Genomic DNA, 517 nt, shown 5'->3' with positions numbered 1-517 from the left:
GTTATGTCTGATACGGTGAGCCGGCAATGGTCGGTGGCGATGTACTTAGGGGTGGTGTTCAGGTGGTCTTGGAAGCCGTGATTGACCACGCCCTTGGTTGTCTGAGGCGGACGCTTGCGTCTGCGACTTCTCAGTAGCATGTCGTTGGCTCCTAACACTTTGTAGAGCCAGTCTCGACCTACTTGGAAGGTTCCTTTGAAGTACTTGTTGGTACACTCCTGGAGGGTGTCTACGCCTGCCCTGGGGAGCCAACTGCGCACATACTGGCAATAGTGTAGGACGGAGGCTACTTTGACATCTTCGTCTTGCTCGGTGAAGGTGTGCTTGTAGTAGCCTTTGCGGCTGACTTCTAGCTGCTGACAAAGGTAGGTTATGGAGAGCTTTTGATCTCTCACTTGGGCGGATTCAAGCTGTTTCACGGCTACAAATCGGTCTTTTTTTTTAGATCAATGTGGTAGCGATTCAAGACCACTTCGAGTAGTGTTTTGTTGACCAAGGCCTTGCTCTCAGCTTGGAA

At 51.1% G+C, this 517-nt stretch carries 1 protein-coding gene; it reads right to left on the bottom strand.

The window, feature by feature from the left end; translation table 11 throughout:
- The coding region (locus PORUE0001_RS09280) for a hypothetical protein (protein ID WP_039865876.1) at positions 1 to 419 on the bottom strand (419 nt) is incomplete at its 3' end.
- Positions 420 to 517 lie beyond the last annotated feature (98 nt).

The organism is Porphyromonas uenonis 60-3 (assembly GCF_000174775.1).
GTDB classification, from domain to species: domain Bacteria; phylum Bacteroidota; class Bacteroidia; order Bacteroidales; family Porphyromonadaceae; genus Porphyromonas; species Porphyromonas uenonis_A.
This window is presented reverse-complemented; position numbering and strand designations above follow the sequence as displayed.